16 protein-coding genes are annotated in these 26,550 nt (G+C 72.3%); 9 read left to right on the forward strand and 7 right to left on the reverse strand.

Going from position 1 to position 26,550, the window contains the following annotated elements:
* Nucleotides 1-155: 155 nt before the first annotated feature.
* From kdpF to ITX44_RS32005, 6 genes are all read left to right on the forward strand, one after another.
* On the forward strand, nucleotides 156-245 hold the full coding sequence (gene kdpF / locus ITX44_RS41730; RefSeq protein WP_205361717.1) for a K(+)-transporting ATPase subunit F: 90 nt from the start codon (nucleotides 156-158) through the stop codon (nucleotides 243-245).
* The gene (kdpA, locus tag ITX44_RS31985) at nucleotides 245-1,909 is read left to right on the forward strand and encodes a potassium-transporting ATPase subunit KdpA (protein ID WP_205361719.1); all 1,665 of its coding nucleotides are present in this window, start codon (nucleotides 245-247) and stop codon (nucleotides 1,907-1,909) included. The genes kdpF and kdpA overlap by 1 nt, the downstream gene beginning before the upstream one ends.
* 98 nt (nucleotides 1,910-2,007) lie before the next feature.
* Nucleotides 2,008-4,047 (forward strand): potassium-transporting ATPase subunit KdpB, encoded by a 2,040-nt coding sequence (gene kdpB / locus ITX44_RS31990; RefSeq protein WP_236062100.1) that lies wholly within the window; start codon nucleotides 2,008-2,010, stop codon nucleotides 4,045-4,047.
* Between the two features lie 24 nt (nucleotides 4,048-4,071).
* Entirely contained in the window at nucleotides 4,072-4,689 is a 618-nt protein-coding gene (gene kdpC, locus ITX44_RS31995; RefSeq protein WP_205361722.1) for a potassium-transporting ATPase subunit KdpC, read from the forward strand.
* 4 nt (nucleotides 4,690-4,693) lie between these two features.
* Nucleotides 4,694-7,345 (forward strand): sensor histidine kinase, encoded by a 2,652-nt coding sequence (locus ITX44_RS32000; protein ID WP_205361724.1) that lies wholly within the window; start codon nucleotides 4,694-4,696, stop codon nucleotides 7,343-7,345.
* Between the two features lie 244 nt (nucleotides 7,346-7,589).
* Entirely contained in the window at nucleotides 7,590-8,306 is a 717-nt protein-coding gene (locus ITX44_RS32005; protein WP_205361726.1) for a DUF4232 domain-containing protein, read from the forward strand.
* Nucleotides 8,307-8,344: 38 nt separating this feature from the next.
* Here ITX44_RS32005 and ITX44_RS32010 read toward each other — a convergent pair whose 3' ends face one another.
* The 6 genes from ITX44_RS32010 to ITX44_RS32035 all read right to left on the reverse strand — a co-directional run bounded on the left by ITX44_RS32010 (nucleotide 8,345) and on the right by ITX44_RS32035 (nucleotide 18,401).
* Nucleotides 8,345-9,121, reverse strand: coding sequence for a hypothetical protein (locus ITX44_RS32010; RefSeq protein WP_205361728.1), 777 nt, complete (start codon nucleotides 9,119-9,121; stop codon nucleotides 8,345-8,347).
* 10 nt (nucleotides 9,122-9,131) lie between these two features.
* Nucleotides 9,132-10,430, reverse strand: coding sequence for a PP2C family protein-serine/threonine phosphatase (locus ITX44_RS32015; RefSeq protein ID WP_236062101.1), 1,299 nt, complete (start codon nucleotides 10,428-10,430; stop codon nucleotides 9,132-9,134).
* 5 nt (nucleotides 10,431-10,435) lie between these two features.
* The gene (locus ITX44_RS32020) at nucleotides 10,436-12,622 is read right to left on the reverse strand and encodes a protein kinase domain-containing protein (RefSeq protein WP_205361733.1); all 2,187 of its coding nucleotides are present in this window, start codon (nucleotides 12,620-12,622) and stop codon (nucleotides 10,436-10,438) included.
* A complete protein-coding gene (locus tag ITX44_RS32025; protein WP_205361734.1) occupies nucleotides 12,619-13,416 on the reverse strand; it encodes a hypothetical protein in 798 nt (265 codons plus the stop codon). The genes ITX44_RS32020 and ITX44_RS32025 overlap by 4 nt, the downstream gene beginning before the upstream one ends.
* 408 nt (nucleotides 13,417-13,824) lie before the next feature.
* Nucleotides 13,825-17,775, reverse strand: coding sequence for an NACHT domain-containing protein (locus ITX44_RS42390; RefSeq protein WP_205361735.1), 3,951 nt, complete (start codon nucleotides 17,773-17,775; stop codon nucleotides 13,825-13,827).
* A gap of 131 nt (nucleotides 17,776-17,906) precedes the next feature.
* A complete protein-coding gene (locus tag ITX44_RS32035; protein WP_236062076.1) occupies nucleotides 17,907-18,401 on the reverse strand; it encodes a hypothetical protein in 495 nt (164 codons plus the stop codon).
* Between the two features lie 564 nt (nucleotides 18,402-18,965).
* On the opposite strand from ITX44_RS32035, the gene ITX44_RS32040 reads away from it, so the two are divergent.
* Nucleotides 18,966-20,519: an FG-GAP-like repeat-containing protein gene (locus ITX44_RS32040; protein ID WP_205361737.1), complete on the forward strand. Its 1,554-nt coding sequence runs from the start codon at nucleotides 18,966-18,968 to the stop codon at nucleotides 20,517-20,519.
* Nucleotides 20,520-20,599: 80 nt separating this feature from the next.
* Here ITX44_RS32040 and ITX44_RS32045 read toward each other — a convergent pair whose 3' ends face one another.
* Entirely contained in the window at nucleotides 20,600-22,306 is a 1,707-nt protein-coding gene (locus ITX44_RS32045) for an ABC transporter ATP-binding protein (protein WP_236062103.1), read from the reverse strand.
* A gap of 445 nt (nucleotides 22,307-22,751) precedes the next feature.
* Between ITX44_RS32045 and ITX44_RS32050 the strand changes: the two genes are divergently transcribed.
* Together ITX44_RS32050 and ITX44_RS32055 are read left to right on the forward strand one after the other, a co-directional pair.
* The gene (locus tag ITX44_RS32050; RefSeq protein ID WP_205361743.1) at nucleotides 22,752-24,548 is read left to right on the forward strand and encodes a trypsin-like serine protease; all 1,797 of its coding nucleotides are present in this window, start codon (nucleotides 22,752-22,754) and stop codon (nucleotides 24,546-24,548) included.
* A 255-nt stretch (nucleotides 24,549-24,803) separates the two neighbouring features.
* Nucleotides 24,804-26,480 (forward strand): hypothetical protein, encoded by a 1,677-nt coding sequence (locus ITX44_RS32055; protein ID WP_205361745.1) that lies wholly within the window; start codon nucleotides 24,804-24,806, stop codon nucleotides 26,478-26,480.
* The last annotated feature ends 70 nt before the right edge of the window (nucleotides 26,481-26,550 follow it).

Raw genomic sequence — 26,550 nt, forward strand, 5'->3', positions numbered from 1 at the left:
GCGCCGGTGTGGACCGGGGCCGCCTCGACGACTTCGAGGCGTATGTGCGTCTGCGACCCCCGGGGTGTTCCGCTCATGTCCGATCTCGTGTTCATAGCCGTGACGATCGCGGTGTTCGCCGTGCTCGCGCTTGTGGTCAAGGGGGTCGAGAAGCTGTGAGCGCGGAGAACATCGTCGGCCTGATCGTCGCCTGTGGCCTGCTCGGCTACCTCGTGCTCGCCCTGATCTTCCCGGAGAGGTTCTAGTGAACGGCACCCTCGCGGGCTGGCTGCAGATCATCGCCCTGGTCGGGGCGCTGGCCCTGACCTACCGGCCCCTCGGCGACTACATGGCCCGTATTCTCAACCCGGGCAAGCACCTGGCCGTCGAGCGCGGCATCTACAAACTGGGCGGCGTCGACGCCGAGGCCGACCAGCGCTGGCCGGTCTACCTGCGCAGCGTGCTCGCCTTCTCGGTCGTCTCCGTCCTCTTCCTCTACGCCTTCCAGCGGCTGCAGAACCACTTGCTGCTGGCCATCGGCATGAAGGCGGTCGCCCCGGCGACCGCCTTCAACACGGCCGCCTCCTTCGTCACCAACACCAACTGGCAGTCGTACTCAGGTGAGACGACCATGGGCCACCTGGTGCAGATGGCCGGCCTGGCGGTGCAGAACTTCGTGTCCGCCGCCGTCGGCATCGCCGTGGTGGCCGCCCTGATCCGCGGCTTCACCCGCAAGCGCACCGACCGGATCGGCAACTTCTGGGTGGACCTGACCCGCATCGTGGTGCGGCTGCTGGTCCCGATGGCGTTCGTGTTCGCGATCATCCTGGTCGCCACCGGCGCGATCCAGAACTTCCACGGCATCCACGACATCTCCACGATCGTCGGCGACAAGCAGTCCATCACCGGCGGTCCGGTGGCCTCGCAGGAGGCCATCAAGGAACTGGGCACGAACGGCGGCGGTTTCTACAACGCCAACTCCGCCCACCCCTTCGAGAACCCCACCGGCTTCTCCAACCTGATCGAGATCTACCTGCTGCTGGCGATCTCCTTCTCGCTGCCGCGCACCTTCGGCCGCATGGTCGGCGACAACCGGCAGGGCTACGCGATCCTCGCCGTGATGGGCCTGATCTGGGCCGCCTCGGTGGCGCTGATCACCGTCAACGAACTGCACAGCGTCAGCAGTTCCGCGGGCCACGCGGCCGGGGGCATGCTGGAGGGCAAGGAGCAGAGATTCGGCGTCTGGGCCTCGGCCCTGTTCGCCGCGTCGACCACGCTGACCTCCACCGGCGCCGTCAACTCCTTCCACGACTCCTTCTCGCCGGGCGGCGGCGGGCTGACGATCTTCAACATGATGCTGGGCGAGATCGCGCCCGGCGGCACCGGATCGGGCCTGTACGGCATCCTCGTCCTGGCGATCATCACCGTCTTCGTGGCGGGCCTGATGGTCGGCCGCACCCCGGAGTACCTGGGCAAGAAGCTCACCGGCCGCGAGATGAAGTTCGCCTCCCTCTACATCCTGGCCACCCCCGCGGTCGTGCTGATCGGCTCGGGCCTGGCGATGTCCCTCAAGGGCGAGCGGGCGAACATGCTCAACTCCGGCCCGCACGGCTTCTCCGAGGTGCTGTACGCCTTCACCTCCGCGGCCAACAACAACGGTTCCGCCTTCGCCGGCATCACCGTGACCTCGAACTGGTGGAACACCGCGCTGGGCCTGGCGATGCTCCTCGGCCGCTTCCTGCCGATGATCTTCGTGCTGGCGCTGGCCGGCTCGCTGGCCCGGCAGCAGCCCGTGCCGATCACCACCGGCACCCTGCCCACCCACCGGCCGCAGTTCGTCGGCCTGCTCACCGCGGTCGTCCTGATCGTCGTGGGCCTCACCTACTTCCCGGCGCTGGCGCTGGGTCCGCTCGCGGAAGGTCTGCACTGATGTCCTCCCTGACCACCGAACAACCCCCGCTCGCCCAGGGCGAGCCGCAGCCCCCGCAGCAGCAGCACCGCGTCTCCGGCGGCCTGCTGGACCCGAAGATGCTGCTCGTCTCCCTGCCCAGCGCGGGAAAGAAGCTCGACCCCCGGGTGATGGTCAAGAACCCGGTGATGTTCGTCGTGGAGGTCGGGGCGGTCCTGACCACGGTCTTCGCCATCAAGGACCCGAGCGTCTTCGCCTGGGTCATCACGGTGTGGCTCTGGCTGACCGTGGTGTTCGCCAACCTGGCCGAGGCCGTCGCCGAGGGCCGCGGCAAGGCGCAGGCCGAGACGCTGCGGAAGACCCGGACCGAGACGGTCGCGCGCCGGCTGACCGACTGGCACCCCGGCGACACCGCGATACGTGAAGAGCCGGCGCCGGCCGCCGGGTTGAAGCTCGGTGACCATGTGGTGGTCGAGGCCGGTCAGGTCATTCCCGGTGACGGTGACGTGGTCGAGGGGATCGCGTCGGTGGACGAGTCGGCGATCACCGGTGAGTCCGCGCCGGTGATCCGCGAGTCCGGAGGCGACCGGTCGGCGGTGACCGGCGGCACCAAGGTGCTGTCGGACCGGATCGTGGTGCGGATCACCTCCAAGCCGGGCGAGACGTTCATCGACCGGATGATCGCGCTGGTGGAGGGTGCCTCGCGGCAGAAGACGCCCAACGAGATCGCGCTGAACATCCTGCTGGCCTCGCTGACCATCGTGTTCCTGATCGCGGTCGTCACCCTCCAGCCATTCGCGGTCTTCGCCGGCGCCGAGCAGTCCATCGTGGTGCTGGTCTCGCTGGTCGTCGCCCTCATCCCCACCACCATCGGGGCGTTGCTGTCGGCGATCGGCATCGCGGGCATGGACCGCCTGGTGCAGCGCAACGTCCTGGCGATGTCCGGCCGCGCGGTGGAGGCGGCCGGTGACGTCAACACACTGCTGCTGGACAAGACCGGCACCATCACCCTCGGCAACCGGCAGGCCGCCGAATTCCTCCCCGTCGGCGGTACGTCCGCGGCCGAGCTCGCCGACGCCGCCCAGCTCTCCTCGCTGTCCGACGAGACACCCGAGGGCCGCTCCATCGTGGTCCTGGCCAAGGAGAAGCACGGGCTGCGCGGCCGCGAACTCGGCGGCGACGCCACCTTCGTGCCCTTCACCGCGCAGACCCGCATGAGCGGCGTCGACCTGCCCGCCGATGGCGGCGGCCGCCGCACGCTGCGCAAGGGCGCCGCGACCGCGGTGATGAAGTGGATCCGCGACAACGGCGGCCACCCCACCGAAGAGGTCGGCCCGATGGTCGACGCGATCGCGGCCGGCGGCGGCACCCCGCTCGTGGTCGGAGAGGTCGTCGAGCGCGCCGGGAGCACCACCGCCCGGGTGCTCGGCGTGATCAACCTCAAGGACGTCGTCAAGGCGGGCATGCGGGAGCGGTTCGACGAACTGCGGCGGATGGGCATCCGTACGGTGATGATCACCGGTGACAACCCGTTGACCGCGCGGGCGATCGCCGAGGAGGCCGGGGTCGACGACTTCCTGGCCGAGGCGACGCCCGAGGACAAGATGGCGCTGATCAAGCGGGAGCAGGCCGGCGGGAAGCTGGTCGCGATGACCGGCGACGGCACCAACGACGCGCCCGCGCTGGCCCAGGCCGACGTCGGGGTGGCGATGAACACCGGGACCTCGGCCGCCAAGGAGGCCGGGAACATGGTGGACCTGGACTCCAACCCCACCAAACTGATCGAGATCGTCGAGATCGGCAAACAACTGCTGATCACCCGCGGCGCCCTGACCACCTTCTCCATCGCCAACGACGTCGCCAAGTACTTCGCCATCATCCCCGCGATGTTCGCCACCGCCTACCCGGGCCTGGACAAGCTCAACATCATGAAGCTGCACAGCCCCACCTCGGCGATCGCGTCGGCGATCATCTTCAACGCCCTGATCATCGTGGTGCTGATCCCGCTGGCCCTGCGCGGCGTCCGCTACCGGCCGTCCTCGGCGGCCGCACTGCTCAGCCGCAACATCTGGATCTACGGCCTGGGCGGCCTCGTGCTGCCCTTCGCCGGGATCAAACTCATCGACCTGATCGTCCAGTTCATCCCCGGACTGAGCTGACCCGCGCGCGGAAGGCACACCATCATGTCCCGTACTGTCCCCGCCGCGATCCGCAACCATCTGGCCGCGCTGCGGATCCTGCTGCTGCTCACCGTGATCACCGGCATCATCTATCCGCTGGCCGTCACCGGGGTCGCGCAGGCGGCGTTCAGCCACAAGGCCAACGGCTCGCTCGTCAAGGACAACGGCCACGTGGTCGGCTCCAGCCTGATCGGCCAGAGCTTCGATCTGATGAAGAACGGCAAGGACACCGGCCACCCCGACCCCAAGTTCTTCCAGCCGCGGTTCTCGGCCGGCGGCTACGACCCGACCGCGTCCGGGGCCTCCAACCTCGGCCCGAACAACCCCGACCTGATCAAGTCGATCAAGGACCGTAAGGCGGCGATCGCCGCCTTCGACGGGGTCAACCCGAAGGACGTGCCCGCCGACGCGGTCACCGCCTCCGGCTCCGGCCTGGACCCGGACATCTCCCGGGCCTACGCCGACGAGCAGGTCGACCGGGTCGCCAAGGCCCGCGGCCTGGACCCGGCGGCGGTGGCGAAGCTGGTCGCGCAGAACACCCACAGCCGCTCGCTGGGTTTCCTGGGCGAGCGGTACGTCAACGTGGTCCAGCTCAACCTCGCGCTGACGAAGACGGCCTGACACCGTGCCCGTACCGTCCCCGGCCCCTGCCGCCGCTCCCGCCGGGCCGTCGCGCGGCCGCCGGGGAAGACTCAAGGTCTTCCTCGGCGCCGCGCCCGGTGTGGGCAAGACGTACCGGATGCTGGACGAGGGCAAGCGGCGGGCGGCCCGCGGCACCGATGTCGTGGTCGGTTACGTGGAATGCCACGACCGGCCGCACACCCTGGCCATGCTGGACGGCCTGGAAGTGGTGCCGCGGGCCGAACGCACCTACCGCGACGCGGTGTTCACCGAGATGGACACCGACGCGGTGCTCGCCCGCGCCCCGCAGATCGCCCTCGTCGACGAACTCCCGCACACCAACGTGGCCGGCAGCCGGCACGCCAAGCGCTGGGAGGACATCGACGAACTCCTCGCCGCCGGCATCGACGTCATCACCACCGTGAACATCCAGCACCTGGAGTCCCTCAACGACGTCGTCCACACGATCACCGGCGTGCCGCAGCGCGAGACCGTGCCCGACGAGGTGGTGCGCCGTGCCGACCAGATCGAGCTGGTCGACATGCCCGCCGAGGCACTGCGCCGCCGCATGGCGCACGGCAACGTCTACGCGCCGGAGAAGGTCGACGCGGCGCTCGCGAACTACTTCCGGATCGGCAACCTGACCGCACTGCGCGAACTGGCACTGCTCTGGGTGGCGGGGAGGGTGGACGAGGCGCTGCAGAAATACCGGTACGAGCACGGCATAGGACGGGTCTGGGAGACCAGGGAACGGGTGGTGGTCGCGCTCACCGGCGGTCCGGAGGGCGAGACGCTGATCCGCCGGGCCGCCCGGATCGCCGACCGCTCGGCAGGCGGCGACCTGCTGGCCGTCCACATCGCCCGCAGCGACGGCCTGGCCGACGCCTCCCCGGCCGCCCTGGCCAAGCAGCGCGCGCTGGCCGAATCCCTCGGCGGCACCTTCCACACCGTGGTCGGCGATCATGTGCCCACCGCGCTGCTGGAGTTCGCCCGCGCCGAGAGCGCCACCCAGCTCGTGGTCGGCACCAGCCGGCGCGGCCGGCTGGCCCGGTTCCTGACCGGCCGCGGGGTCGGCGAGACCACCGTCGAGCTGTCCGGCGACATCGACGTCCACATGGTCACCCACGAACAGGCCCGCCTGGGCCGCCTGGTGCCCGTGCCCCGCAGCAGCCTGTCCCGGTTCCGCAAGGTCGCGGGTCCGGTGGCCGGCCTGGTGCTGCCGGTGCTGCTCACCACGGCCTTGACCGGCTCGGGAGCCGGCCTCAACCTCACCAGCGACGCGCTGCTCTTCCTGCTGGCCGTGGTGGGCGTGGCCTGCATCGGCGGGGTGGTCTCCGCGCTGCTCGCCTCGATCACCGCGTCGCTGCTGCTCAATTACTACTTCATCCCGCCGGTCCACAAGTTCACCATCGCCGAGACGAACAACTTCCTCGCGCTCGTCGTGTTCGCGGTCGTCGCCGTCACCGTGGCCGCGATCGTCGACCAGTCGCTGCGGCTGGCCCGCCGCGCCGCCAACGCCACCGCCGAGGCCGAGACCCTGTCCTCGCTGGCCGGCAGCATCCTGCGCGGCGACCAGGGCGTGCAGGTGCTGCTCCAACGGACGAAGGAGGCCTTCGGCATGGACTCCGCGGAGCTGGTGCGCCGCGGGGAGCTCGACCTTCCGGGCCGTACGGGTGCGTCCGCGGGCGACGACGGGGGCGGTACGGACGAGGGCGGCGCGGAAAGCCGTACGGACGCGGGCGGCACCTCGGGCACCCGTACGGACGCGGGCGGCGGATCGCGCGGGACCGACGTGGTGGTGCCGGTCGGCCCGGACGACGTCATGGTGCTGCGCGGGCGGCGGCTGGCCGCGTCCGAGCGGCGGGTGCTGATCGCCTTCGCCGGGCACGTGGCCGCCGCCCTGGAGCGGGCCCGGCTGGCCGAGGCCGCCGCCGAGGTGGAGCCGGTCAGGGCCGCCGACCGGATGCGTACCGCCCTGCTCGCCGCGGTCAGCCACGACCTGCGCACCCCGATCGCCGCGGGATGGGCGGCGATCAGCAGTCTGCGCAGCCGAGACGTGCGTTTCTCCGCCGAGGACCGGGACGAACTGCTCGCGACGGCCGAGGAGTCGCTGGTCCGGCTCAACCGCCTGGTGGACAACCTGCTGGACATGAGCAGGCTCCAGGCGGGCGCGCTCAGCCTGCACCTCCAGCCGACCGCGCTCGCCGATGTGCTGCCGCCGGCCCTGGACACCCTGCCCGACCCGGCGGTGCCCGTCCTCACCCAGGGCATCGCCGAGGTCGGCGATGTCGTCGTGGACCCGCCGCTGCTGGAACGGGTGATCGCCAACCTGGTCACCAACGCCGTACGCCACACCCCACCCGGCAAGAAGGTGCTGGTCAGCGCCAGTGCCCTGGGGGACCGGGTGGAGCTGCGGGTGGTCGACCAGGGCCCCGGGCTCGCCCCCGAGGACCGCGACCGGGTGTTCGAGCCCTTCCAGCGGATGGGCGACACCGACAACACCACCGGGCTCGGGCTGGGCCTGGCGCTGTCCCGCGGCCTGACCGAGGCGATGGGCGGCACCCTCACCCCCGAGGACACCCCCGGCGGCGGCCTGACCATGGTGGTCTCGCTGCCCGCCGCCGCCCCGGCGCCGCATCCCGCGTCGTTGCCGTGAATCGCGGAACCCGATGGCTGAAGTGAGTGGCCGTCAGACGAGATGTGTGGGCCGTACGGGTGCTCCGGGCGGCCGCAGTGTGACGGGCGGCAGTGGCGCGGGGACATTCCGGCGGCGGCGCAACGAATGTTCCGGGGCCACAGGGGTCTTGTCCCTGCCATGCAACAGGCGCTGACAGGGGGTAGGCGGGACACAGAAGATCGTCGTGGCACCCGCCGCCGACCGTCGAGGAAAGAAGGACCCGATGCCGACCAGCGCCGTTCGCCGGACCGTCCGCCGCACCGTTCGCCGTGGGATTCCCGTCGCCGCGCTGGTCGCGGCCGGCCTTGCCGTCACCGCCTGCGGGCCGGACGGCTCGGTCACGGGGGCCTCCGCCGCGCCGTCGGCCGCGACCAGCACCTCCGTCGCGCAGGACCCGGGGGCGGCCTCCGACGCGGCGGGCGGCGGCGCGGGCACGGCGCCCACCGCGGCCGGCGGCACGGGGGTGCGGCCGGACGCGGCGGGGTCGCCGTCGCACACGTCGGGCGCCGCCCCCACCGTGCCGGCCTGCGCGACGCGGAACCTCAAGACCACTGTCTCGGACATCAACAGCGGCGCCGGACACACCAACTTCACGCTGGTCTTCCAGAACACCGGCCCGGCCGCGTGCACCCTGCGCGGCTACCCCGGGGTGTCCTTCGTCAAGGCGCACAACGTGCAGCTCGGCAAGGCGGCCGACCGCACCCCCGGCCCGGTCACGACGGTCACCCTGATCCCGAACGCCCACGCCTTCGCCGACGTCGAGTCGCTCAACGGCCAGAGCGGCTTCTCCGCCGCGCAGTGCGGCCTGACGACCGTGCCGACCCTGCGCGTCTTCCCGCCCAACCAGACCGAGTCCACGAACATCCCGTGGAACACCCCGGAGTGCGTCGGCCCCTCCGTGCAGAACCTGCACGTGCAGCCGGTCCGCGGCAACCGCTGACCCGCCTCCGCCGATCCGCCTGCGCCGATCCCGCCCCGCTACAGGCCGGGCCCCGAGCCCGGCCCGGTGAGCCCCGCGCCGGAGCCGCGCGAGCCGGGATGGGCGCAGGAGACATGGGGGAGCGCCGCCACGTCCGCGGCGCCGAGCAGGCCGCGGATCATGAAGTACTCCGCCAGTTCCGGGCGGCTCGGCCGGGAGTCGGCGTCCGGCCACAGCGCGGCGCGGACCTCCTTCAGCACCTTGTCGACGAATCCCACGCTGAAGCCCGCGCACTTGGCGGCCACGCTGCGGTCCCGCAGGTCGCGCAGCGCGGGGTCGCCGGACAGCCAGGGCGCCAGGACCGTGACGAGCACGATCCTGGACGACGACCCCTGCTTGAGCATCTGCGCGACCGGCCCGGTGGGTTCGGGCCCCCGGTAGGTCACCTCCCCGGAGACCGAGGTCATGTCGCGCTCGGGCTCCGCGCCGCCCGCCACCACGACGGCCACCTGGCCCTTCCAGTTGGGGCCGAAGTAGATGACGGTACGGCCCCGGGCGAGCGTGACGGACGCGCCGTGCCCTATCTCCTCGAATCCGCCGCGCGGGAAGGCGACCCGCACCCGCCGGCTCTCCGACTCGTTCTGCATCGTCCACCGGTTGCGCTGGTAGAAGACCTGCGGGCAGTTGGGCCGGCGGGAGCAGAACTGGGCGAGCTCCGGATCGTGCTGGGCGATCACCTTGCGGCTCAGGTAGAAGGTCTCCTCCGGCTCGAGCCGGAAGGACCGCCAGCCGTCCGCGGTCTGGAGTTCGATGGTTGCCTGTGGCGGGACGTGCATGACCCCCCGATCATTCGCCGAACGACAGTGGCTGCGCGATTGGTCCGGTAAGGACAATATCGGCAACAATTACGGTGATATTATCGCTTCCGCCCGCTTTGAGGGCGGACTTGAGCAGAATCGACGCGGTTTCCGCCGGGCCGACGTCGAGCGTCGATCCGATCAGCTTCCGTACGCTCCGCTCGTCCTGGTCGGCCACCAGCCCGTCGCTGGACAGGATCAGCCGGGTGTCCGGGCGGGCGGCGATCTCCCACAGGTCGGGACGGGCCCCGCCGGGCGAGCCGATGACCCGCAGCAGCGGTCCCCGCGGCTCCGCGTGGGCCTTGGTGACCAGCCGTACGCTCCGGTCCGCGGGCGACACCGCCCACACGGACCCGTCGCCGACGTGCGCTCCCACGATCCGGTCGCCGACCACCACGCACGCGTCCAGCGTGGTCGCCATCCCGCGCAGCCGCGGATGGGTCCGCACGTACTGCCCGACCGCCGCGTTGGCGTCCCGGAAGCCGCCCTCCAGGTGGTGGTGGGTGGGCCGGCCGCTGCGCCGCCAGGCCCGGACCACCGCGTCCACGGCCAGCTTGGCGGCCACGTCCCCGGCCGGGCCGCCGCCGACGCCGTCGGCCACCACCACCAGGTCCGGGTCGGCGAAGTGGGCGTCCTCGTTGCGCCGCCGGTGCCGTCCGGCCGAGGTCGCCGCCCCTGTGTGCAGCCACACCGTCCCGGTGGCCTCGCCCGGCGCCCGGGCCGGCCTGCCGCCCGCTTCCGCGTCCCGCCGCGGCCGCGCCGCCGCGGCTTCGGGCTGTCCTGTCGCGGACTCGGGCCGCTGGGCCGAGGGCAGCGCGGGCAGTCCCTTGGCGGGCGTCACCAGGGTGTCCGGGCGGCGGTGTTCGGCTGCCGGCAGCCCGCGCGGTTCGTCCCGGGCCGGCTCGCCCACGTCCTCCGTCCGGGCCGGCAGCCGGTCCTGGTCCGCCGCCGCGGGGGACCCGGACTCGGGCGGATCCGCCGGCCGGCGCGACGCCGAGGGCAGCGCGGGCAGCGCCAGGTCCGGTGTCCGCAGGTGCGTTACGGGCCCGTCGCCGTCGCGGTGCCTGGCGTCCCGGGCCGGTTCGGGCTTGGGGGTACGGGTCTGCGGCTCGCGCGGACCGGACTCCCGTTTCGGTGCGGGCTCCCGCCACCGACCGGTGGTCCGGCCGGAGCCGTTGTGGCGGTGATTCCACGATCGGGCCCGCCAGGCCTCCCGGATCAGCAGGATCAGCGCCAGGAACACGAGGATCGCCAGGACGGCGGACAGGAGGAGCACGGAGTACGACATGGTGGTCACCCGTCCCTTCGGGAGCCGTTGCCGCCGGGGAAGCCGTTGCCGGAAAAGCCGCTGCCAGGAGCGCCGTTGGCGGAGAAGCCGGCGCCGGAGGGCCCGCTGCCGGGATTGCCGGACCACGATCCGCCGCCGGAGGGCCCGTTGCCCGAGGACTCGCTGCCGTAGGACTCCTCGCTGTAGGACCCCGGGCCGGACTCCTCGCTGAATCCCTGGCCGGCGGTGGCCGGCAGTCCGTCGAGCGCGACGTCCTGGCCCACCGGCATCCGCAGGGCGTTCGGGTCGGAGCGGAGCAGCTCGTTGCGCATCGCCACCAGCATCAGCAGCGCGCACTCGGCCGGGGTCTTGTCCTCGACCTGGTCGACCCGCTGGGCGGGGTCGTGGGCGAGCCAGCGGTCGGCGAGGTCCGCCACCGAGACCGGCAGCCCCGTCACCAGGGCGTCCAGCCGGGCCGGCCGGTGGTCGCGTTCCATCAGCTCCTTGATGTGGGTGCGGTCCGGGTTGTCGGTGAGGGCCTGCGCCTCGCGGGCGAGCGCCGGTTTGCCGGAGATCAGCCAGTAGAGCAGGCTGCCCATGGCGTAGATGTCGGACAGCGGCGAGCGGTCGTCGCGCCGCCGGTCCACGGTCATCTGCTCGTAGGGCATGTAGAACGGCGTGCCGCGGGGCCGGAAGCTCTGCGAGAGGTCCTGCTCGGAGAACTGCTTGGCCAGCCCGAAGTCGGCCAGGGCCGGCCGCAGGACGCCGTGCTCGGGGTCCTCCCAGGACAGCAGTACGTTCTGGGGCTTGATGTCCAGGTGCGCGATCCGCTGCTCGTGGACCGCCTGGAGGCCCCACAGCAGCTTCTCGACCATGGCCAGGCACCAGTCCAGGTTCCGGCTGCGCACCAGGGTGCGGCCGTTGACGGCGAGCGACCCGGGGACGTAGTGCGGGGTGATCATCCACAGCCACTTGGTGGTCACACCGCTGTCGAGCACCGGCACCGCCCAGTCGCTGTGCACCCGCGAGGCCGCTTCCAGTTCCCGGCGCCACTCCTTGGCGTTCTGTTGCTGCTCCTTCGACAGCAGCTTGATCACGAAGTCCGCGGGTGTCCCCGGCGCGCTCAGGTCCCGGCAGAGCATGACGGCCGCCGCGTATCCGGGGGTGTCGGCGTTCGGCAGGTTCCCCACCACCTGCCACCGGCCGGCGAAGGTGCTGCCGGGCGGCACCACGTACACCGGGCCGTCCACGTCCTCGCCGGAGGAGATGAATTCCTGGGCGGGCGGGTACGGTTCGCCCCTCGCGTCGGAGCCGGCCTTCGCGGTGCCGCCGCGCCGGTTCGCCGTGGCGCCGAGCCGGGCCATGGCGTCGACCGCGGCCGGGGTGATCACCGCGGCGTTGCGCTGCGCCAGGTCGGAGGCCATCTTCACCGGCAGCAGCACCACCCGGAGGCCCAGGTGCAGCACCGCCACGATCAGCAGCCAGGTGCCCATCAGCGCGTAGTCCACCGCCCAGCCCACGGCGAGCGAACCCACGCTGGTGATGGTGGCGGTCCCGGCGCCGGCCGCGTAGGCGGCCACGCCGTCCATGACGCCGCTGCCGGAGCCGGCCAGGTAGGCCCGGTAGCAGCCGAGGACCATCGAGCCCAGGACCGCGACCACCGACAGGACGTAGACCGCGCGGGTGACGGCCCGTTTGACGCTCTCCGGCTGCCCGTCCAGCGGGCCGACCCGGCGGGACTTCGGATCCTTGTGGTCGTCCGCCAGGACGAACGGCAGCCCGCCGAGCACGAGTGTGCCGCCGACGAACACCCAGGCCACCGAGGTGGCCATCTCCACTTCGGCGTGGCTCGGCGGCACCCAGCCGCGCCGCGGGTCGTACACGGAAGGCGCGAAGATCGCCTTCGCGGTCAGCATCACCAGGTAGTACTCGGAGCGGACGAACAGGAAGGCCCCGGACACCGCGATCAGCGCGGCGATCAGCGGCCATACCGGCCAGCCGTTCCGGATGATGCCGTGCCTGGCCCGGTCCACGGCGTTCCTGGTGCCGTCCGCGGCGGCCTGAAGGTCCGTGGTCACCAGCCGCAGGCAGTACGCGATCCACTCCGCGACCGACGTCGCGATGGTGCGCATGTGGCCGCGCAGGAAGGCGACCAGCGGCAGCGCCAGTACGCAGGCGCCGACGATCAGCAGGACTTTCGGCAGCCCGTTCATCCGTTGGTCCCTCCCGTCCCGCCGGGCCCGCCGGAACCGCCCGCTCCTGCGTCGAAGAGGTGCTCGTCGTATCCGGGCCGGGTGACGGAGACCGAGACCGCGCCCAGCCCGGTGAGCTTGTGCGTCCAGGACGTCTTCCGCTTGTCGCACGCCACCGCTTCGTCGCAGGTGAAGTCGACGACCCGGACCCGGGCCCCGGAAATCGGCGCGTGCGACTGCTGCTGGGTGCCGTCCGGTGCGAGGTCCGAGGCGATGACGAGATACAGCGGAGTTCCGTGCGGCCGGCCGGAGAACTGCTCGGACGCATTCTTCAGGCAGCCGCCGATGTCGGTGCCGGGCTCGGACGCGGAGACGGACAGCGCTTTCAGCTTCGCGGCCTCGCCCCGGGCATCCGACATGGCCCGGTCCCGCAGGTCTTCCCACTGCTTCTCGAAATCCCGGACCTTGCCGGACACCTTGGTTCCCTGCAAAGGAGCGTTATTGCCGGCCGCCGAGGCGGGCTTTTCGTCCAGCGCCGGGATGTGCAAATGAGCTCTGGGAGGACCCTGATACGTATTGACACCGATGGTGTAGACGTAGACCGCGCTCTCCTTGCGGCCGGGGGCGACCAGTTCCGGCAGCGCCTCGGCGACCGTCGCCCTGGCCTGCTCGCGGGCCGGGACCGGATAGGACGACGAGATGTCCACGCAGAACACGACGACGGCCGACAGGAGAACGGCCGCCGGCAGGAACCGGCGCGGCATTCTCCGCGGCCGGCGGCCGCGTACTGAGCTGTGCGTGATCAAGCTGTGCACGATCAACCCCCACGGAACTTCGGTCACCGGGGTGCCGGAAATCTCCGTCCGGCACGACGGCATGAACACACGTGAATTGCGGTCGCGAAATGCATGACACGATCCGCCGCTGGAAGAGGCGCGCCGCGCGCTCTTCTCCGACCCCCTGCGTCACGGGCTCGATCCCGTGGTGAAGATTCCAGCACCACCGTCCCCACGGCGGCCAGTACGAAGCCTCGTACTCTTCCGGTGGCTCCCCGACCGCCCTTTGCCTCCCCCTGACCATCCTGCCGAATGCGTCGGCTTCTCAACCGTATTTCCCGGAATTCGGGCCGCATCCCCGGCAGTCGCGGTCCGATCGCGTGCGTTTCTGCCGGTTCCGGGTGTGCGTATCTGTTCCGCTCGGGTTCCGCTCGGGTTCCGCTCGGGTCAGCCGGCGGCCGAGTGGTGCGCGTGGCCGGTGGGGTCCGGGGCGGCCGGCCGGTCCGGGCCCTCCGGTTCCGCTTTATCGTGCTGCGCTTCCTCCGGTTCGGCCCCTTCCGGTGCCACGCCCGCCGATTCCGCTCCGGCCCGCAGCGAGGCCAGTACGGCCAGCAGGTCGGTGGCCAACTGCCGCGTCGGCCCGTGCGGTTCGCGGCGCGCGGCCCGCTCCAGCGCGGTGCGGGTGCGCGGTTGACCCGGCCACTGCCAGACCAGCATTCGCAGGGCCAGCCCGCGGTGGGCGTGGTCCGGACCGGCCAGCGCCGAGGCGACCGCCTCCGCCTCGGGCCGGCCCAGCAGCGCGTGCCGGAAAGCAGCCTCGCGCGGGCCCGGCGCCGGGTCCTGCACGGCCCGCTCGGCGAACAGTTCCGGCACACCCGGGTGCGCCCGGTACCGGCTGCCGATCAGGTCCAGCGCGGTGGCCCGCGGCCGGGCGGCGGGATCGCGTACCGCCTGCTCCAGCAGCAGATCCCGTACGGCCGGATCGTCCGGCCGGTGACCGCCGAGCACCTGGAGGGCGACCACCCGGGCGTGCCCGTCCGGATCGGTGACCGCCCGGTCCAGCAGCAACTCCCTTGCCCTGGTGTCGCCTCGCGGCCACTGCCCGGCCAGCAGCCGCAGCGCCGCGGCCCGTACCAGCCGGTCCCGCTCCGCCGGGCCGGCCCGGTCCAGCAGCAGGGCGCGCACCCGTTCGTCGTCCGCCCGCCGGCCGGCCACCAGCCGCAGTGCCTCGATACGGGCACCGGCGCTGCGGTCCGCGCGGCCGCTCTCCAGCAGCAGCGCGACCACCCGCTCGTCGTCCGGCCGCCGTTCGCCGAGCAGCCGCAGCGCGAACGCCCGGGTGCCGCCGCTCGGGTCGGCCGCGGCCCGCTCCAGCAGGGTCTCCAGTGCGTCCTCGTCGGTCGCCCGGAACCCGGCCAGCGCGCGCAGCGCCGCCTCGCGCACCTGCGGCGCGGTGTCCGCCGCCGCCCGCTCGCGCAGCAGGCCGGGCACCAGCGGGTCGTCCGGCCACAGCTCGCCGAGCAGTGTCACGGCGGTGGCCCGTACCGGCGGACCCGGATCGGCCACCGCCGACTCCCTTATTTCTGCGGGTGCTTGTTCCCGCGGCGGGTCGTGCTCGGCGGTCATCCGCAGCGCGCCGGCCCGTACCGCCGCGACCGGGGAGCCCAGCGCGTCGCGGGCCGCCGCGCGGACCTCCGGCTGGTCGGCCCAGCGCCGGCCGAGCTGGTGGAACACGACCTGCGCCACGTACTCCGACCTGGTGGTCCGCGCCTGCTCCAGCAGCACGCGCAGCGTCGGCCCGGCGTCCTCGCCGTCCGCCCACCACTCCGCGAGCGCCGTCAGCGCGGCGCCGCGTGCGTAGTCGCTGGTCTCGGCGGCGATCCGGGCCGGCAGCAGGTTCCGTACCCGCTCCTCGTGCGGCCACCACTCGCCGAGGACCTGCACCGCGGTGTGCCGTACCCGGTCGCTGCGGTCGGCGACGGCGCGTTCCAGCAGCAGCGCCAGGGCCGGTTCGCTGTGCGGGCGGCGCTCGCCGAGTACGCGCAGGGCGGCGGCGCGGATGTCGGCGCCCTCGTGGAAACGGGCCAGCGTGCTCAGCCGGGCCGGGTCGCCGTACAGGTGGCAGGCCAGGTGCGCGGCCGTGGACTCGGGGGAGACGACCAGGCCGCCGTCCGCGTAGAAGCGGTATTCGGGCACGAACTGGCCGCTCAGGTGGAACCAGCGCAGATACCGGGCCCGGCCCTCCCACGCCTCGGGGAACCCGGCCAGCACCGGGCCGAGTTCGCGCAGCCGGTCGCCCGGGCCGAGCGACAGCGCGGTGGTCAGCTCGTCCACGGCCCGCGCGCTCTGCGCCGCCAGCGACCCGGTCCGGCCGAACTCGGCCAGGCACCGCACGGCCAGCACCAGCATCGCCGGGTCGGCCCGGGAGCGGTACAGGTCCAGCAGGTGGTCGACCATCGCCGCGGCGTCCCGGTCGCCGAGCAGCCCGGCGAGCAGCAAAAGCACCTCGCGCCAGGACGGGTCGGCGGCGTGCCGGGTGACGACGTCGTCCAGCAGGTCCTGCGGCGTCGGCCAGTCCCTTCGGTCCCGGTAGCGGTCCGCGATGTCGCACGCGGCCAGGTACTCCAGGAAGGCGCGGTGCACGAAGCCGTACACCTGGCCGCCGTAGCGGGCCAGGATGAAGTTCCGCCGGCGCAGCAGTGCGACCAGGCCGCGGGCGCCCGCGCTTACGTCCGGCCCGGAGAGCGGGTACTGGGCCAGGAAGGTACGGAACACTTCTTCCAGGTCGGTGCCGTGGATGCGGTTGGCGCCGATGCCGTGCCCGTTCTCCTTCGCGTGCTCCTGTTCGTTCCCGGGGCCGTCCTGCCGCCGGTCTCCCTGCCCGTCCTCCTGCATCCGGCGGGCCAGGAACTGCAGCAGCTCCAGCCGCTCGTCCGCGCCGAGCACGTCCCGCACCGCCTGCGGCAGCTCCTCGCCGAGGAACTTCGCGTCCAGGTCCCAGTGCGCGACCAGGACGGTCACCGCGTGGCGGTACGCGCCCCGGCGGCTGCGCGGCAGTTCGTGCCGCCGGCCGATCAGGGCGAGGATCGTCAGCAGCAGCGGGTTGCCGGCCAGCTCGCGGATCGGCCGGGACCGCGCGACGGCCCCGGTCAGCCGGTCGCCCAGCTTCTCGGCCAGCTCCGGGTCGTGCGGGCAGACCTTCGCGTACCAGCGGCGTGCGAACGTCTCGATCTGCGGCCGGTCCAGGTCCTGGAGCACGTAGTGGCCGAACCCCGCCTCCTCCAGCACCGCTTCCTGGTAGCCGGTGATCCGGGACGTGACGACGACCCTGGCCAGCGGGTGGGCGCGGGCGAACTCGGCGATCCTGCCTTCCAGCTCGCGGCGCAGCCCGGGGTCGAACAGCTCGTCCAGCCCCTCGAAGACGACCAGTGCCTTCCCCCGGGCCAGCCGGTCCCGCAGCACCGCCTCGGGTACGGACAGGCCCTGGGTACGGTGCAGATGCCGCAGGAACTCCTCGAACGTGGCGTCCCGCCACTCCCGTTCGGCGAACCGGCGCAGCTCCACGACCACCGGCAGCATGCCGGCCAGCGGCCCGAGCGGATGGTCCGGCGCCGGGCCGGCCAGCAGCGTCAGCGCCACGTACCGTACGACCGTCGACTTCCCCGCCCCCGGATCGCCCAGCAGCACCACGCACCGGTTGCCCGGCGCCGCCAGCAGCGACAGCACGGACTGGCGGGGCCGCTGCCGGTAGTCGGTCCGCGCCCGGGCGAGCGTCGCCGCGTCCAATACGTCGAGCAGGCCGCGGGTGTCTTCCCCGGCTCGCGTCCGCCCCGGCTCCGCCACCTCCGGCTCCGCCAGCCGCCGCACCAGCTCGCGCGGCAACTCCACGGCGCGCACCCCGGCCCGCACCTTGGGCGCCACGAACACCTCCGTCAGGTGCACCGCCGGCGTCCGGCCCTGATCGTCCAGCGGCCTGATCACCTCCAGGTCCAGCCGCCCGTACGTGTCACGCACCCGCTGCCCGTACCGCGCGACCGCGGCCTCCGGGTCCACTTCCTCGGGGATCGGGGCAGCTCCGGTGACGGTCAGGTTGACGACGGTGGCGTTGTCGCCGGTGATCACGGTGTCGGCGTCGCCCCCGATGACGGCTGCGCGGGGGGCGGGGGCGGGTGCGGGCGGCGCGGGGGGCTGTACGTGTTGGCCGCCAGCGGCGCGGGCCTTGGACAGGGCGGCCCGGTCCCCGGAGTCCGGGCCGCCGAGCGGTGCCGGCTGGTTCTGGCCGGCCGGTAGCTCGGGCCGGGCGGGCTCGTCGGGGGAGTCCTGGTCCTCGGACGGTTCGGGCCGGTCGTGAGATGCCGAGCCCTCGGAGTGTGTCGGCCGGCCCCGGTCAGCGGGCACCTCTGGCCGGGCGGACCGACCCTGAGCGGGCGGGTCCTGAGGCTCGACGGGCTGGTCCCGAACAGCAGGGCTTTCGCGCTGTGCCGGGCGGAGCAGGCGGGCCAGACGGGTCAGGACGGGAAGGCGGCGGGTCAAGGACGTGGTCCGTCGCCCGTGACGACCTCGTCCGCGTCGCCGCCCACTGCCGCCGAGCGCGGCCCCTGGGCGGTGACGTCGGTCGCGGGCGCCGGTGCCCGCGTGGCGGGCGGCTGAGTTCCGGCCGCCGGCGGGAGCGGGGGGAGCGTGACGTCGTCCCCCGTCACCACACGCCGTGCGTTGCCGCCGATCGCGACCGCGCGTTCCCCGCCCGCCGCGACGGAGCCGGTGCCGGTACCGATCCCCGTACCCGTAGCGCCTGTTGACGTACTACCGCTTCCCGAAGAGCCCCCCGACGCCGCGTCGCGCGCCAGCGTGAGCACCGACAGGGCGAGGCCGGCGAGTGCGACCGCCCCGCTGGCCACGCCCGCGACGGCGCCGGCCGTGTCGAGGTTGACCACGATGGCCACGATCACCAGGGCCACCACCGCGGCCCCGCAGACGGCTGCCCCGGCCCGGGCCCACGCACGCCGTGTTGTCGTCGTCGACATGACTGCCCCCTTGATCCCCATTGCCCCGGTTCCCCCCAGGGGGTGGCCGATTGTAGGGGGTCGCTCCGGTACAGGGCGGGACAATCCGGCGTACGCCGCAGCACGCGCGCGGCACGGCCCGGCCGGCCGCGAACCCGGTCGTACAAAAAGGGGGAGCCCCGCCGCTCTCAACCCTTCAGTTGCCCTCCCCCCACGGAACACCAGGTCATCCCGCCCGTACCGGACATCGCCCCCGCCCCCGGAGCCCCGCACCGCCCTCCCCGGCACCCCCGGCGCGCCGACCGGCGTGCGGGTCCCGGCCCCCGGCCCGGTCGCCTTTCCGGCCGAGCACAATGGGCCACCCCGCACCGGCCGGTCCACCTCCCTGCGTACGCCGCCCTGCGCCCGTTGCAGGACGTCGCCCTGTACGACGACACGTACGTGTGAAGTCCGTGTGATATGCAGAGGCCGCCATCGGCCGTTGGGATCACGCGCGGCCGTCAGGGGGGTCGGGAGCCGGGAACCGCCGTGGGTGGCGGTCGGCACCGGTCATGGGGAGGGGACGTTTTGGGGATACGTGTGCGCGTGCCGGCGAAGTGGCGGCGGTCGGGGGCGGTGGCCTTCGCCGTGGGGGCGATGCTGGCGGGGATCGCGGGAGTGGGGGCGCAGCCGGCTTCGGCGCAACCGGCCTTTCCCTCCTGGCTGGTGGGGTTCGAGACGGAACACGGCCTCGGCGGCCCGTTCCGGGCGTGCTCGGCGATCGAGCTGTCGAAGGTCCGTGAGCTGACGTCGCCCGACTGCTTCACCGGGCGTACGGCCGGCGATTATTCGACGTGGTACCACGGCGGCACGCCGGACTGGGGCGCGGACACGGTGCGGTACGAGACGCACCCGCAGTACAACGCGGCGACCCGGCAGACCGCGCTCGCGGTCACCGTCGCCAGCAACCCGCCGGTGAGCTACACGACGGGCAACGGCCGGCCGGTGCTCGCGACCACCGCCGACGCGGCGCTCTACTCGCCGGGCGCCACCGCCACCTTCTACTCCTGGTCCGGGCCCACCGAGGAGGGTGTGCAGCGCACCGCGCACACCGAGCAGGTGGCGATCCTGTCGACCGCCACCTGCACGAGCGTGCTGGGGCACACTCCGCCGGCCGGCTCGCTGTGCACCCTGCCCGCCAAGGGCGCGCCCGTGCCGGACCACGCGGACCAGTGCCTCGGGGACGCGGGCGGCGCGCTGATGTCCGGCGGAAAGCTGATCGGCGTCTCGGCCACGCCGTCCACCGGATGCGTGGCCGCGAGCGGGGTGCGCCTGTACGTCAACGTGACGGCGTACCACTCGGTGATCGGGGCGTGGGGGCACGACGTCTACGCCGACCCCTGGGACAGCGGCTCGGTGACCGCGCAGCAGCCGTGGTCCGGCGGCGGCTTCGTCTCCTTCTGCGACATCGACGGCGGCGGCCACCTCATCGGCTGCCAGGAGAACGGCGGGGCGGCGGACTTCTTCGACGTCCAGTACAACTGGCTCACCCAGGCCGGCGATCTCGACGGCGACGGCTACGGCGATCTGCTCGCCCGGACACCCGGCGGCGCCCTCTACCGCTACTCCGGACCGTTGTCCGGCGACTTCGACACCCAGCGGCACACCTGGCTCGCCAACGGTTTCGGCGGCTACAACGCGATCTTCGCCAGCACCGACTTCTCCGGTGACGGCATCCCCGACGTCCTGGCCCGCGACGCCGCCGGCGACCTGTGGCTCTACCGCGGTACGGGCAAGGGCGGCCTCCAGCCCCGCGTCCACATCGGGGTCGGCCTGCGCGGCTACAACCTGATCACCGGCCGCGGCGACCTCTCCGGCGACGGCCTGGCCGACTTCATCGCCCGCGACTCCGCCGGCACCCTCTGGCTCTTCAAGGGCAACGGCAAGGGCAGCTACGCCGGCCGCGTCAAGCTCGCCACGGGCTACGCCGGCTACAACCGCATCGTCGCCTCCGGCGACATCGACCACGACGGCCACCCCGACCTCTTCGCCACCACCCCCGCGGGCGGTGCCGCCGTCATCAACGTCACCAACGGCACCCTGTCCCACCCCAAGTGGTACGCCTCCGGGGGCTACCAGGTGTTCACGCACATCAACTGAGCCCCTCCCCGCGGTGACCGGCCGCCCGGCCCGAGGGCGCGGGCGGGGCGGCCGGTATGAACGGAGGGGTCGGTTCCCGCTCAGTCCACCGCCGCCAGGAATTGCGTGGCCGCGAGCTCCGCGTACAGCGGGTCGGCGGAGACGAGTTCGGCGTGGGTGCCCACCGCCCGGACGACGCCAGCGTCCATGACGACGATGCGGTCGGCCATGGTGACCGTGGAGAGGCGGTGGGCGACGACCAGAACGGTGGTGGTGCGGGCCGCGTCGGCGACGGTGTCGCGCAGGGCGGCCTCGTTGACGGCGTCGAGCTGGGAGGTGGCCTCGTCGAGGAGCAGGAGGCGGGGGCGGCGCAGGAGGGCGCGGGCGATGGCGACGCGCTGGCGTTCGCCGCCGGAGAGCTTGGTGCCGCGGTGGCCGACCAGGGTCTCCAGGCCCTGCGGGAGGCGGGCGACCAGGCCGTCGAGCCGGGTGGCCACGAGGACGTCGCGCAGCTCGGCGTCGGTGGCGTCGGGGGCGCCGAGCAGGAGGTTGGCACGCAGGGAGCCGGACAGGACCGGCGCGTCCTGCTCGACGTAGCCGATGGCCGCGCGCAGCCGGGCGAGGTCCCAGTGCCGGATGTCGGTGCCGTCCAGCAGGATGCGGCCGGCGGTGGGCTCGTAGAAGCGCTCGATGAGCGAGAAGACCGTGGTCTTCCCCGCGCCCGAGGGGCCGACGAAGGCGGTCATGCCGCCGGGCGGGATCGTGACGGTGACGCCGTGGTGGATCTCGGGCAGGTCGGGCGCGTACCGGAAGCGCACGTCCTCGAAGGCGAGGCCGGCGGGCGGCGCGCCGGGCTCGGCGGGCGCGGGGAGTACGGGCGGCTCGGTCGGCAGCCGGTGCGCCTCCTGGATCCGGGCGACGGCGGCCGCGCCGACCTGGTACTCGCTGACCGCGCTCACCAGTTGCTGCACCGGCGGCATCAGGTAGAAGACGTACATCAGGAACGCGATGAGCGTGCCGATGTGGATCGCGCCGGAGGCGACCCGGCCGCCGCCGACCGCGAGCACCGTGAGGAAGGCGATCTGCGAGGCGAGCCCCGCGGTGTTCCCGGCCACCGCGCTCCACTTCGCCGAGCGCAGGCTCGCCCGCCACGACTCCTCGGCGGCCTCGTGGACGGCCGCCTCCTCGCGGAGTTCGGCGCCGGACGCCTTGACCGTACGCAGCGCGCCGAGCATCCGCTCCAGCGCGGCGCCCATCCGGCCCACCGATTCCTGCGCCTGCTTGCCGGCCCGGTGGATCCGGGGGACGAGCAGGCCGATGACGGTCGCGGCCAGGACGAGCACCGCCAGGGCGACGCCGAACAGCACCAGGTCGAGCACGGCCATCATGGTCAGGGTGGCGAGCATGGTCAGGCCGCCGGTGACCGCGCCGACCAGCGAACTCGTCGTCACCTCGTGCAGCAGGGTGGTGTCCGCGGTCACCCGCGACATCAGGTCCCCGGGCTCGCTCCGGTCGACCGCCGAGATCCGCAGCCGCAGCAGATGCGACACCAGGTTGCGCCGGGCGGACAGCACGACGGACTCCCCGGTGCGGCGCAGCACGTACGAACCGAGCGCCCCGAGGGCTGCGTTGCCCACCACCAGCAGGCTCATCAGCATGGCCTCGACCGCGATCGACCGGTGGCTGCCCAGGTTGTCGATCAGCCGCCGCGCGGCCAGCGGCAGGATCAGCCCGGTGGCCCCGGTGACCAGGCTCAGCGCACCGCCCAGCAGCAGCCACAGCCGGTACGGGCGTACGTACGCGAGCAGGACCCGCCAGGCGGGCGGATCGGGGTCGGGCTTCGGATCGTGGCCGGGGTCCGGGGCCGGGCCGTGCGTCGAGCCCTGACCAGGCACGGACACAGGCACGGACACAGGCACGGACACAGAGCCGGATACGGATACGGGCACTGCTGCGGCGGCGGATCCGGGCTCGTCGTTCCGCGTGTCCACGGACAGCTCCTCACCATTCGCACGTCGGCCGCTGATCCCCGGCCCCGATTCCATTGTCCCGCCCGGCGCCTCCACAACTCGCCGACAATTTCTCCGCAGTTCGATGACACAACCATGCACCGGCGGCAATAATCGCCGCTGGCATGGGTGGGGGGACCTCCTGTGTGCACGTTCGTTGCGCCGGGGGGGCGTTTGCGCAGTTCATCGCCAGGAGCCGGCCGGCCGCCGCGGACGAAATGTCGTTTCCATGAACAGGAGTCACGTGACTTTCATCCGCAAGGGTGGCCGGCGGGCCCGTCTCGCCGTCGCCGCCCCGCTCGTCGCGCTGGCCGTCGGCGCGGCGGGCATGACCCTGACGGCTCCGGCGCAGGCACAGCCGGGCACCGTCACCGGCGGCACGGGGGGCACCAACAGCACGCAGACCGCGCGCGCGGCCGCTCCGGCCACGCAGGCCCGGCATCAGGAGCGGGCGCGGCAGATCGCCGCGCAACTCACGGCGGAAGGGAAGGCCCCCGCGGGCAGGACCTCGGTCATGTCCGGGGCCGCCGTCACCCCGTACGTCATCGGCGGCACCGACACACCGATCAGCAGTGCGCCCTGGATGGTGCAGCTCCTTTACGTCGACGGGACCACCGCCGACTTCTGCGGCGGCACGCTGGTCGCGCAGAACAAGGTGCTCACCGCCGCGCACTGTGTCGCCGGCCGGGACTGGCGCAACGAGAACGGCGTGGTCGTCGGCGGCACCGCCACCTTCGGCGACCCGAACCAGGATGTCGCCTTCGTCTCCTCGCAGTGGGTCGACCCGCAGTTCAACAAGACGACGTGGGCCAACGACGTGGCGATCCTGACCCTCGACTACCCGTTCAACCTCAAGACGCTGCCGATCGCGACGCCGTCGAACAACAACCTCTACGCGGCGGGCACCAGCGCCACGATGTACGGCTGGGGCGGCACCACCACGGACGGGACCGGGACGTACTCGGACACCCTGAAGAGCGCCCCGATGCCGGTGGCCGACGACACCGCCTGCGCGAGCGACATGGCCTTCTACCACGGCCCGTTCGACGCCCAGTCGATGTTCTGCGCCGGCGTCAAGGGCACGGGCAGCGACGCGACCGGCAAGGCCAAGTGCGACGGTGACGACGGCGGTCCGCTGGTGGCCGGCGGCAAGCTGATCGGCCTGGTCTCCTGGGGCATCCACAGCTCGGTCGCGTACTGCAACGTCAACGGCGCGTACGACGTGTTCGCCCGAGTGGCGCCGTTCGCCGGTGTCCTGGAGCCGCAGATCGACAACACCGACATCTCGCGCGACGGCAAGGCCGACGTCATCGCGAAGACCCCGGCCGGGGCGTCCTACGCGTACGCCTCCACCGGCACCGGCGTGAAGGCCCGGGCCAACGCCCCGGTGCCGTTCGCGAACTACAACACGGTGATCCAGGCCGACCTGGAGCGGGACGGCTACCAGGACTACATCATGCGTGCCACCTCGTCCGGCAACGTCTTCATGGGCCACCGGACCGCGGACCGGCCGTCGTACTCGTACACCGAGATCGGCGCCGGCTGGAAGACCGTCAAGGCCATGCTGGTGCCGGGCGACGTCACCGGTGACGGCATCCCCGACCTGGTCACCGAGGACTCGGCGAGCCGGGTGTGGGTCTATCCGGGCAAGGGCAACGGCCTGTTCAACACGGCGGTGCTGACCCACGCCAACTGGGCCCAGTACAACCTGGTCGTCGGCCACGGCGACTTCTCCGGCGACGGCATCGCGGACGTGCTCGCGCGCAACGCCAAGACCGGCACGCTCACCGTCCTGCTCGGCACCGGCAACGTCTCGACCGCGTTCTCCTCGATCGGGAACGTCGTCAACGGCAACTGGAACGGCTACGACAAGCTGGTCACCGTCGGCGACTTCTCCGGCGACGGCAAGGCGGACCTGCTGGCCCGCGTGCCCTCCGGCTCCTTCTACCTCTTCAAGGGCAACGACACGGTCAGCAGCTCGCCCTTCGCCGCGTCGGTCCGGATCGGCACCGGCTGGAACATGTACAGCCTCATCGGCTGACCCGGCACTCCACCGGGAATCCGCGAACAGCTCGGCGCCCGTCCCTTTTGGGGCGGGCGCCTTTGTTTCGCAGCGTTTGTTCACCGCGCATGTTCACGGCGTATTACCGGAAGGTGAACTCCCGGTATCCACACGGGATTTGACGGGTGCCGGACCCGACCCCGGATATCGGGGTGGAAAAGGGGAGGCTAGGCTGCTCCCTCCAGCGTTTCCCGCTGTCCGCGGGCGCTGTATGACCTGTGGGGGGTCCACACGATGCGCATCACGCGCACTCGGCGGCGTGCCGTCATCGGCGCGACCGCTGTCACCATGTCCGCCGCGCTCGCCGTCGCCATCGCGCCGGCCGCGTTCGCGGATTCGACACCGGGATCGGTGTATCAGGTCGTCACGGGTGACGACGGCAAGGTGACCGTGTACATCAGCGGCGAAGTCCAGGACGGCTCCATGCAGTTGAGCGTCCGCGCGTCCACCGCCGCCGACGCACCCGTACTGACCACGATCGACGCGACCGGGTTCACCGGTAACCACACCACCAACGCCGTGCAGCTGCCGACCGGCACCGCCTACGGCGACTACCCGATCGACGTCGACTGGAAGCTGGCCGACGGCACCCAGGAGCACACCGCCGGCGCCGGCACGCTGAACTACCGCAAGCACGCCTCGGTCACCGATGTGACCACCGACCGCTCGATCACCGACTTCACCCACCGCACGGTGACCTTCGGCGGGCTCGTGAACGTCCTCGACCCGGCGACCGGCTCGACCGGACCGGCGGCCGCGGGCACGCAGGTGGGGCTGACCTGGTGGGAGGACGTCTCTCCCGCGCGCCGAGTGCAGCACACCGGCACTGCCACCACCGACGACTCCGGCGGCTTCAGCTTCCCGGTGACGGCGGGCGGCTCGCTGGAGAGCGGTTCGGTGAAGGTGATCGGCACGGCCGACACCGTGGGCGTGCAGAACTCGACGGCCCTGCCGGACGTCTCCGCGCAGTCGCAGTCCTACTCGGTCACCGCCTCCGTCACCCCGGGCACCGTGCACAAGGGCCAGACGGTCACCGTCAAGGGCAAGGTGATGCGGTACGACGTCAACAACGGCAGCTACGACCTGCCCTTCGCCGGCGCCCCTGTGGTGACCACCGCGGCGGAGCCGGACACCTACGGCTACACCGTCCCGCACAAGCTGGCGGGCGCCACCACCGGTACGGACGGCTCCTTCTCGTACTCGATCACCGCCAACATGACGACGGCGCTGCACACGTATCTCGCGCCGTCGCCGTACCTGTCGTCGGTGTCCGAGACGCAGAACACCGTCAACGTCCCGGTGGCCACCAGCATCACGCTGCCGGCCTTCTCCATCGACCAGTTCGGCCTGGTGAAGACCACCGGACGGCTGACCGGGGCCAACTGCTCCAACCAGTCGCTGTGGCTCCAGTACTCGCCGAACGGCCGGACCAACTGGCTGAACATGTCGCACATCACGACCGGCTGGACCAACGGCAGTTACTGCTCGTTCGTGATGCAGGGCTACGGCTGGAGCTACGGCTACTACCGCGTCGTCCACTTCGAGAGCCCGCAGCTGCTCGGCTACGCGGAGCCCGCGCACCGGCTCTCCCGCACGGACACGCAGATGTCCTTCGCGGCCAGCAGCACCCGCCCGTCGACCGCCTCCTCGAAGGTCACCTTCAGCGGCGTCGTCATCGCGCAGTCCGGCTCCAGCTGGATCCACTACAACCACGCCCACGTGGTGCTGGTGTACCGCCCCAAGGGCGACTCGAACTGGTACTGGGTCCAGAAGGGCTACACCAACTCCGCGGGCCGCTTCAGCTTCACCACCCCCGCGTACGGTGACGGCACCTGGGCCGCCTACCTGGACGCGGACTCGACCCACTTCTACAGCGAGACCAAGACGGTCTACGTCGACGTCGTCCACTGACGCCGCCCGGCCGACCCTCTGCTACGGCCGTCCCGCCGCGGATTCCCGCGGCCGGGGCGGCCGTTGGCGT

The sequence above is a fragment of the Actinacidiphila acididurans genome (assembly GCF_016918855.1).
GTDB lineage: Bacteria > Actinomycetota > Actinomycetes > Streptomycetales > Streptomycetaceae > Actinacidiphila > Actinacidiphila acididurans.